Below are 6,693 nucleotides of genomic sequence, written 5' to 3'. Positions count from 1 at the left end.
GCCATCATGTACCCTTGGTCTTCTTTATCGACTTTTAGACATACGGCAGACTCGGTGAGATCAAACGTCGTTTCGACTTTCGATACGTTCTCACCCAGAGCGTTTTGGAGTTGTCCTACGAAAGACTCTAGACCTTTGGCTTTCTCTTCGTGCTCTTTTTTCTCCTCTTCGGACTCTTCGAGTTTCGCATCGGTTACGTTGACGAATTTATAGTCGTTGTACTCGGTTACCATCGGGAATACGATCGTGTCGATCTCTTCGTTGAGCACCAATACATCGATCCCTTTGGCTTTGAAACGTTCAAGCGCAGGGGAGTTTTTGAGCATTTGGAGAGACATTTTCGCAGAGATGTAATAGATCTCTTTTTTCTCCGCGTCGACACCCTCGATGAATTTGCCGAACATCACCGGCTCAGAACCGTTTAGGGTGTTGAGTTTGAGAAGCTCCAAGATTTTTTCGCGGTTTCCGAAATCGCTGTAAAGTCCCTCTTTGAGGACGTTTCCGAATTCTTTGTAGAACGCATCGTATTTTTCTGCGTCGTTTTCCGCGATTTTAGCGAGCTCACCCAACACTTTTTTGACCGAAGCGTTTTTGATTTTCGCCATAACGCGGTTGCTCTGTAAGATTTCACGGCTGACGTTCAACGGAAGGTCGGCAGAGTCGATTACCCCGCGAAGGAAACGGAGGTAGGTCGGCATAAGCTCTTTTTCATCGTCGGTGATAAAGACGCGGTTGATATAGAGTTTGATACCGCTTTGGTAGTCAACGCGGTACAAGTCCATCGGTGCTTTGGACGGGATATAAAAGAGGGTGGTGTACTCGAGTGCACCCTCAGCTTTGTTGTGCATCCATGCGAGAGGCTCAGAGGAATCGTGGGCGATGCTGGAGTAGAAATCTTTGTACTCTTCATCAGAGATTTCGGATTTGCTGATGGTCCAAAGGGCGTTGGCTTTGTTGATTTGTTTGTTAACAGTCTCGTTGTGACCTTTTTCTTCACCTTCGGCTGGGGCTACCCACTCCTCTTTGTCCATGTAGATCGGGAAGGGGATGTGGTTGGAGTATTTTTTAACGATGCTCTCGATGCGGTGAGTCTCTAGGAACTCGCTCTCATCGTCTTTGAGGTGCATGATGATCGTCGTACCGTGGCTGTCGCGTTCCGCCGGTTCGAGATCATACTCGCTTCCTGCCATTGAGCTCCATTTGTAGGCGTTCTCTTCACCCGCTTTGCGGCTGATAACTTCGACTTTGTCGGCTACCATAAACGAGGCGTAGAAACCGACCCCGAACTGACCGATGAGTTTGGAATCTTTTTTCTGATCGCCGCTGAGTTTTTCCAAGAACGCTTTGGTTCCTGATTTAGCGATGGTTCCGAGGTTTTCGACGAGATCGGTTTCGTTCATCCCGATACCGGTGTCGCTGATCGTGAGGGTTTTGCCCTCTTTGTCGATGATGATGTCGATACGAGGGGCGAAATTGACCCCTTTGTACGCGTCGTCAGTGAGGACGAGCATGTTGAGTTTATCGAGGGCGTCGGAGCTGTTGGAAACCAACTCGCGGACGAAAATCTCTTTGTTGGAGTACAAAGAGTGGATCATGAGATGCAAGATTTGTGAGACTTCAGTCTGGAACTGATGTTTTGCCATATGACTATCCTTTTAGATTAAAATTTTGAGCTGTGATTGTAACGAAATAGTTTTAATAATGCAAGAGGTATCAAATAAGTTGAGTCTTGATGACTAATACTTGATGTGAGTTAAGTATAAACCGTTATGGGGTGCAATGTCGGTGGAGTATCGTTTGAGGCAATTGATCTGCTCGATCAACTGCTCTTTCGTCGCTTTTCCTGCGGAGATACGGAGCAAGAAACCGACCATCAGACGGATTTGGGAGCGCAGAAAACCGTTCCCCTCGAATACGAGGACGAAGTACCCTTTGTACGAGTAGGTGTAGGCGCGGTAGATGATGCGGGTATGATGATCCAAATCATTTCCGCTTTTTTTAAAGAGTTCAAAATCGTGGGTGCCGACAAAACATCCGATCGCATCGGCAATCGCTTCACGGTTGATTTTCGGGACGAATGTGACAAAATTATCCTCAAAAGGGTTGATCTCAGATTCTTTGATAATATAGCGATAGACGCGGCGCTTGGCACTGTATCGGGCGTGAAAATCATCATGTACCCACTCGATACGCTGTATCCGCATGGCAGAGGGAAGTTGGACGTTGAGCATCTCTTTGAGCCGTTGTAAATCGCTCCAAAAATCGGGGAGATCGACATGAATAACTTGATGGGTGGCATGAACGCCCCGATCGGTACGACCTGAGGCTTTTGGGGTAGCAGTGATTTTAAGCCGATGGAGGATAGCGATGAGATGCCCCATCACGGTGTTATCGGTGTTGGGCTGTTGCTGAGAACCCATAAACGCCGAGCCGTTGTAGCTCAGAGTAATCTTGGCACGGCTCAAAAACGCTCTCCGACGAGACGTCTATAAAAGGTGTAGGTGATGAGCACCCATACAAGAGCAATCCCCCAGATCGCATGAAAACCGAGCCATTTTTGGGTGATGAACGCCGCGGCATAAAATCCGACGATGGAGAGGAAAAGCCACAAATAAATCCACCGTTTTTGGTGGCGGGCATGGACGACCCCCATCGCGATCATCAAAAAGATCGAGATGAGAGGGAATAGACTCAAGAGTGAATTGGTAATAAAGCGTTGGGTTTTGCGCTCTCTAAGCTCGTTATTCGTCCAATAATCGAGTGTGTCGCGGTAGATCATCGGATCGGTGGACATTTTGTCATTGATGTAGGCGGTTTTAAAGAGCATGGTTTTGAGGAGCTGATTGTTGTAGCTGTAGCTCTCTCCGTTATCCAGCTTGAGTTTCAATATGCCGCCTTGGTTGATCAATTCCGCTTTGTCCGCTTTGATGATGATCTCATCTTTCATCGCTTTGTTAAACAAGACGACATCTTCAAATACGCGGGCATTTTTATCGCTTTTGTTGACGAAAATCATCCAGTCTCCGAAATGGTGACCGAACTCCGATGCGGTGAGATTGAATTTCGCTTCCGCTTTTTTCTTGTCCAAAAAGTTGGCGGAGATGATTTTGATATAAGGGGTGACGACGATAAAATCGACCAAAAGTAAAAGGGTGAGCAACAATGCCGGAACGGCTAAAACACGTGCAATAAATGCCGGAGAGATCCCTAGAGAGAACACGACAACCATCTCATTGTCATTCGATAAGCGATACAATGCCAACGTCCCCCCGACGACAAACGCGATCGGCAAGGTAAAAAACAGCAGTTCAGGGATGACAAAAAGATAGAGTTTCGCCATCTCCAGCAAGCTCAGCTGGATCACCGCCGTGTAGGTTGCGAGTTTGATCAAAAAGATGACCGAAGCGATCGCAAAGAGGGGCAGAAAGATCGAAAAAAACAAGATTGAGAGATGGGACAGGATGTAATGGCGTAATTTATCCATATATCCCCACCAAATAGCTGTTAACGTACGTATCGAACATCAAAACGATCCAGCACCCCATCGCTAAAAACGGGATAAACGGAAGCTCTTTGGACTCATCGCTCTCATCTCGTGTCAAGATCAATGCGGGGAGTGCCAACACGGCACCGATAAAGATGGCGACAAGCCCCAGTTTAATCCCTAGCAATGCTCCCATCGTTGCGGCGATCATAATGTCCGCTTCCCCCATCGCCTCTTTTTTGATGATGTAGGAGATGTAAAAGCGCAGTAGTGAAAACCCACCCGCAAAGAGCAGGGCGTTGGTGACGTTGTATCCGAACTGTTCTAGGGACGTTACGCTGAAAATAGCGACGGTGAGGGCGCCGAGGTTGAGGCTATCGGGTACCATTTTGTAGCGATAATCGATGGCAGAGAGGGCGAGGAGGAGATCAAAGGTGATTGCCACGCCGAGCGCTTGCGCGGTGAAACCGAATTTCATCGCGCTAAAGAGAAAAATAAGGGCGCTGAAGAGTTCGATCAGAGGGTACTGAATGGAGATCTTTGCACCGCAAAACGCACATTTCCCGCGAAGAAAGAGCCATGAGACGATCGGCACGTTGTGCCATGCGCGAAGCGGAGTATTGCAACTCATGCAGTGCGATGCGGGAAAGGCGACACTCTCATCACGCGGAATACGCAAAATGACGACATTCAAAAAAGAACCGATCAACGCCCCAAAAATAAATACAAATAGCAGTTCCATCAGTTTAATCCTCCGAAGCGTCTCTCGACGGTTTTAAATTTTTTAATAATCGATTCGAGTTCATCGGCACTAAATTCAGGCCAAAGGGTTTTGGTAAAGAAAAGCTCTGCATAAGCCGCCTGCCACATCATAAAATTGGAGAGGCGATGATCTCCTCCCGTACGGATGAGCAAATCGACATCATGAGTACAATCGAGAGCATTAGTCAGGGATTCTACCGTTATAGCTCCGTTCTCACGCGATGCGTTTACCGCACGGACGATCTCATCGCGCCCTCCGTAGTTGAGTGCCAGACATTGGGTTAGGGCATTACACCCCTCGGTGGCTTTTTGGACGTCGTCGATGACGTTGCGGAGTGATTTGGAAAAGATCGAGAGGTCGCCGATCGGCTCAAATCGGATATTATTATCCAGATAGGTGGAGCGTTCGCTTTTGAGGTATTTCTCTAAAAGTTTCATCAAAAATTCGACTTCGAGTTTCGGGCGTTTCCAGTTTTCGGTACTGAACGCATACAAGGTGAGTCGATCGATTTCGCTATGCTCACCGCAGTAGGTGGTGATGGAGCGTACGATTTCCGCCCCTTTCTCGTGTCCGTAGGTTCGATTCTTCCCCTGAGCCTCTGCCCAGCGTCCGTTGCCGTCCATGATGATCGCGATGTGGCGAGGCTGATTGCTCATAAACGTTCCGCTTCGTCTAAGAGTTTCAACGAGAGGGTGAGTTTGTCGCATGTAGGCAATGCTATGGTTGTGTCGGCGGTGATAAAATCGATGCGGTTCGTGTCGCTCCCGAACGGATTGCTCTCATCGATGATGTTGAGACACACGGCATTAGCTCCTTTGTTTACCAACAGGTTTTTCGCATTTTGGGTCGCAACGGCGGGATCGGTTTCTGCTTTGAATGCGACGGTTTTTATCCCCTCTTTGTTGCAGGTAGCGAGTAAATCAATATTTTGTTTCATCGAAATAGTCCATGACTCGCCGAGCATCTCTTTTTTGAGTTTTCCGCTTTGCGGATGGGTCGGGATGTAGTCGCTCACCGCAGCCGCCATAAACAAAAAAGGCTCTTTTTGGATCAGTGCGATCGGCTCATCGTGGATGAGGGAGGCTTTGGAAAGTTTCCCTTTTTTCGCGATACGGATGGAGTCGGTGAGATACTCCCCCATCTCTTCGGAACTTTCGACATCGATGGTGTGGATGGATGTCGGAAGATTGGACTCAAATCGTGTCGCGATCAGGTTCACATCCGCTCCGCGCACAAAGAGGGCAGTGGCGAGAGCGGATGCCATTTTACCGCTGGAACGGTTTGAGATGGTGCGGACATCGTCGAGTTTTTCGATCGTTCCTCCACCCGTGACGATGACGCGACGGTTGTTCCAAAATTCGTTTTTGAGTAGTTCACGGGCTGAACGCCAAAAAATCTCCAACGGTTCCGCCATCGCACCGTCCCCGACCACTTGACACGCCAGCTCTTTGGTCTGGGTTTCGATGATCTCATAATTGGCGATAGCGAGCATTTTTTGAGAGGCTTGAATCATCGGGTTTTGGATCATGTTGGTGTTGGCTGAGGGGGCAATGAGTTTGATCCCGGGATAGGCGAGGGCACACTGGGTGAGGATCGTATCGGCAATCCCGTTGGCGAGTTTGGCGATGGTGTTGGCGGTAACTGGGGCGATAACGACCAAATCCGCCCACTGAGCCATTTTAATATGGTTAAAATCATCGCCTGCCCATGATTCGTTGGTATCATCGAGGACGCGGTTTCGGCTGAGCGCTTCGAAGCTAAGCGGTGCGACAAACTTTTTGGCGGAGGGGGTCATCACGACCCGTACTTCGGCACCCGCTTTGATATAGAGGCGGAGGAGCTCGAGCGATTTATACGCCGCGATCGACCCTGTGACACCGAGGAGGATTTTTTTACCCGCTAAAAGGTTGGAAGGGATCTCCATCATTTCCCTTTGCCGAAAAATTTGGTGAAAAATCCCGCTACTTTACGGATCGGGGTGCGGCTGAGGATGAGGATGTCGCTCTCGTATTTCCCCGCTGTGACGGTGGTTCCTGCGGCGATCATGACGTTGTCGGCTATCTCTACGGGGGCGACAAGCTGGGTATCGCTTCCGACGAAGACGTTTTTACCGATGATGGTTTGGTATTTTTTGACGCCGTCGTAGTTGCAGGTGATGGTTCCTGCACCGATGTTGGTTCCCGAATCGATCACAGCGTCGCCCAGATAGCTCAAATGTCCCGCTTTGACTCCCGTGAGGGTCGATTTTTTCACCTCGACGAAGTTTCCGATATGGGTACCTTCGAGAACGCTGAGCGGTCTGAGATGCGCCAAAGGGCCTACGTCGGAATTTTTGACCGTGCTATCTTCGATAACACTGTGGGCTTTGATATGGGAGTTAGAAATAAGGGTATTTCCGCAGAGACGGACACCGTTTTCGATAATACACTCCCCCTCAAATGTAACT

General features: G+C 48.9%; 7 protein-coding genes. All 7 read right to left on the bottom strand.

Features of this window, described 5'->3' with window-relative positions:
• Positions 1–1,643 (bottom strand): molecular chaperone HtpG (htpG, locus tag VFW36_RS04180; protein WP_329657552.1); only part of this gene is annotated, 1,643 nt, incomplete at its 3' end.
• A 93-nt stretch (positions 1,644–1,736) separates the two neighbouring features.
• Positions 1,737–2,465 (bottom strand): tRNA pseudouridine(38-40) synthase TruA, encoded by a 729-nt coding sequence (gene truA / locus VFW36_RS04175; protein ID WP_329657551.1) that lies wholly within the window; start codon positions 2,463–2,465, stop codon positions 1,737–1,739.
• Positions 2,462–3,484 carry an LptF/LptG family permease gene (locus VFW36_RS04170; RefSeq protein ID WP_329657550.1) on the bottom strand — a complete coding sequence of 341 codons (1,023 nt, stop codon included), beginning with the start codon at positions 3,482–3,484 and terminating at the stop codon, positions 2,462–2,464. Before VFW36_RS04170 ends, truA begins: the two co-directional genes overlap by 4 nt.
• The gene (locus VFW36_RS04165; RefSeq protein ID WP_329657549.1) at positions 3,477–4,226 is read right to left on the bottom strand and encodes a prepilin peptidase; all 750 of its coding nucleotides are present in this window, start codon (positions 4,224–4,226) and stop codon (positions 3,477–3,479) included. The genes VFW36_RS04170 and VFW36_RS04165 overlap by 8 nt, the downstream gene beginning before the upstream one ends.
• A complete protein-coding gene (locus tag VFW36_RS04160) occupies positions 4,226–4,903 on the bottom strand; it encodes a di-trans,poly-cis-decaprenylcistransferase (RefSeq protein WP_329657554.1) in 678 nt (225 codons plus the stop codon). Before VFW36_RS04160 ends, VFW36_RS04165 begins: the two co-directional genes overlap by 1 nt.
• Complete coding sequence (gene coaBC / locus VFW36_RS04155; RefSeq protein ID WP_329657553.1) at positions 4,900–6,171, bottom strand: bifunctional phosphopantothenoylcysteine decarboxylase/phosphopantothenate--cysteine ligase CoaBC; 1,272 nt, start codon at positions 6,169–6,171, stop codon at positions 4,900–4,902. The genes VFW36_RS04160 and coaBC overlap by 4 nt, the downstream gene beginning before the upstream one ends.
• On the bottom strand, positions 6,171–6,693 hold a 523-nt coding region (locus VFW36_RS04150; protein ID WP_329657548.1), incomplete at its 5' end, for a DapH/DapD/GlmU-related protein. The genes coaBC and VFW36_RS04150, both read right to left, overlap by 1 nt.

Origin of the sequence: Sulfuricurvum sp. (assembly GCF_036279695.1) — a bacterium.
In the GTDB taxonomy this organism is placed as follows: Bacteria; Campylobacterota; Campylobacteria; order Campylobacterales; family Sulfurimonadaceae; genus Sulfuricurvum.
Note: the sequence above shows the minus strand (reverse complement) of the source record. Positions and strands in the feature narration are given on the sequence as shown.

Excerpts from the sequence above, each read along its gene's own strand:
- VFW36_RS04170 (WP_329657550.1), bottom strand. The coding sequence starts at position 3,484 with ATGGATAAATTACGCCATTACATCCTGTCCCATCTCTCAATCTTGTTT.
- VFW36_RS04165 (WP_329657549.1), bottom strand. The coding sequence starts at position 4,226 with ATGGAACTGCTATTTGTATTTATTTTTGGGGCGTTGATCGGTTCTTTT.
- VFW36_RS04160 (WP_329657554.1), bottom strand. The coding sequence starts at position 4,903 with ATGAGCAATCAGCCTCGCCACATCGCGATCATCATGGACGGCAACGGA.
- coaBC (WP_329657553.1), bottom strand. The coding sequence starts at position 6,171 with ATGGAGATCCCTTCCAACCTTTTAGCGGGTAAAAAAATCCTCCTCGGT.